The organism is Planktothrix sp. FACHB-1365 (assembly GCF_014697575.1).
Taxonomy (GTDB): domain Bacteria; phylum Cyanobacteriota; class Cyanobacteriia; order Cyanobacteriales; family Microcoleaceae; genus Planktothrix.
This window is the reverse complement of the sequence record NZ_JACJSC010000064.1, coordinates 1-2,272: the sequence shown is the minus strand read 5'-3', so window position 1 is coordinate 2,272 and position 2,272 is coordinate 1. Positions and strand designations below refer to the sequence as shown.

The 2,272-nt window shown below is 42.9% G+C and carries 1 protein-coding gene and 2 pseudogenes; all 3 read right to left on the bottom strand.

Annotated elements, in window-relative coordinates:
* Positions 1-182 precede the first annotated feature (182 nt).
* Positions 183-526, bottom strand: a pseudogene (locus tag H6G57_RS28585) (XisI protein).
* A gap of 163 nt (positions 527-689) precedes the next feature.
* Positions 690-2,048: a TrpB-like pyridoxal phosphate-dependent enzyme gene (locus H6G57_RS28580; RefSeq protein WP_190525227.1), complete on the bottom strand. Its 1,359-nt coding sequence runs from the start codon at positions 2,046-2,048 to the stop codon at positions 690-692.
* Positions 2,049-2,155: 107 nt separating this feature from the next.
* Positions 2,156-2,272 (bottom strand): annotated as a pseudogene (locus tag H6G57_RS29325) (IS630 family transposase); the annotation flags it as partial.

Here is a 2,272-nt window from a genome sequence, read left to right as displayed (position 1 = left end):
GACTTCCTCAAGTTGTTGAAGAACCCTCTTCTGTGAGTTTACCAGCAATTTTGATTAAGAAACAAGGAGATTTTCCGGCTTTTTGGAAAAAAGAGCATTCTTTTATTCAAGTTATGGAAGAGTTTTACCAACGAGTTAAAACTAAAAATAAGAATTTGATTTAGCTTAGAAATGAAAAACTTTTAGCCGACAGCATAGTCGCTCATTTCCCGCATGAAAGGAGGATAAAAACCTAACACAATATCTTGTTTTGGTACACCCAAATCAACTAAATCTGTTGCAATATCATGTTCCGTTGAATTGTAAAAAATCCAGATTTTCTCGTTCCGAATATCAAGATGTATTATACAATCTTCCAGCGTTTATGCTGCCAACCTAGATGCACAATTTGATAATGATTTCGCTGGGTATCAAAAATAGTCTCCACCTCAAAATCGCCATAAGCTGGCTTAACTTCTGCGTAACCCATCAACAACTGCTGCACAATTTGCTGATAGTTCATTAATTTATCCGTTATTCCTTCCATTGTGAAATTTGCTCCAATTCAATATCGTAAACCCTTATTTTTACGGAATTTTCTGGCAGCATTGAGGAGGGAAAATCAAGATGAAAACGCTCCTTAGCCACAATAGATAATCTGATCTGGAGACCGAACTTAAGCGTGGCTTTCTGCTCTTGCTGCAATCTCGTTAACCAATAACAGGTAAACCTGCCAAAGCCATCGCCACTTCCTCTGGACTATACTCAGTATCTACCAATTTTCCAGCTTGATAATCCATATAAGCCTGCATATCGAAATGTCCGTGACCGCAAAGATTAAACAAAATCACCTTGCTTTCCCCAGACTCCCGACATTTTAAAGCCTCATCGAGAGCCACTTTCACAGCATGATTCGCTTCTGGAGCAGGTAGAATCCCCTCAGCACGAGCAAAAGTCAATCCCGCCGCGAAACAACCTAACTGATATTCTGCACGCGGTTTCGCTAATCCCAAATTCACGATATGACTAACCAAGGGAGCCATCCCATGATAACGCAAGCCACCTGCATGAATGCCTTCCGGTACAAAAGTGCTACCCAAAGTGTGCATTTTTACTAATGGCGTTAAGTGAGCCGTATCGCCAAAATCATAAGCGTATTTGCCACGAGTCAGAGTAGGGCAAGCCGCAGGTTCTACAGCAATAATCTCCACATCTCTTTCACCTCGTAGCTTTGCACCCAGAAACGGAAAAGCAATCCCAGCGAAATTACTCCCCCCACCCGTACAGCCGACTACAATATCTGGATAGTCACCTGCCATTTCCAGTTGTGCTAAAGCTTCCAAGCCAATTACGGTTTGGTGCAGTAAAACGTGGTTAAGAACACTACCCAAAGCATACTTAGCCCCGTCATCTTGGGCGGCAATTTCCACCGCTTCACTAATCGCAATTCCCAAACTCCCCGTGCTATTTGGGTGTGATGCTAAGATTGATCGCCCAGCCTGCGTTTCTTCGCTGGGACTAGCCACAACTCTTGCTCCGTAAGTTTCCATCAACGCACGACGATAGGGCTTTTGCTGATAGCTGACTTTCACCATATAAACTAACACTTCCAGCCCAAACAATGCCCCCGCAAATGCCAGGGAAGAACCCCACTGTCCGGCTCCGGTTTCCGTTGTTAATCGTTGTACCCCTGCTTGTTTGTTATAGTAAGCTTGTGCAACAGCAGTATTCGGTTTATGACTTCCGGCCGGGCTAACACCTTCGTATTTATAGTAAATTTTGGCGGGAGTATCGAGGGCTTTTTCCAATCTGCGAGCGCGATACAGTGGAGTAGGCCGCCATTGACGATAAATGGATTGTACTTCGTCTGGTATTTCAATCCACCGTTCCTGAGTAACTTCCTGTTCAATTAAACTGGGCGGAAACAGGGGAGCCAAGTCATCGGGAGTAATGGGTTGACCTGTACCGGGATGAAGGACAGGGGGTAGAGGTGTGGATAAATCTGCCTGAATGTTATACCAAGCAGTAGGCATTTGATCTTCTGACAGCAGGTATTTGATAGTGTCCATTCTAGTTTTGAAAGATTTTTGAGTTCAGCTTTTTATTGTCGCTGATCGTTTCCGCAATACCAATCCTTGTTCAATTTTAGAAATGCTAAGCTGCTACGCAGCTTGATTTAATAAACAGCATTGCCCTTATTTTTAATTTTACGAGACCAATTAATGATTAGCTCTCCTTCATTTAATAATTTATGTAACAACTCTTCTAACTGCTCAACTGATTCAAATAGTCG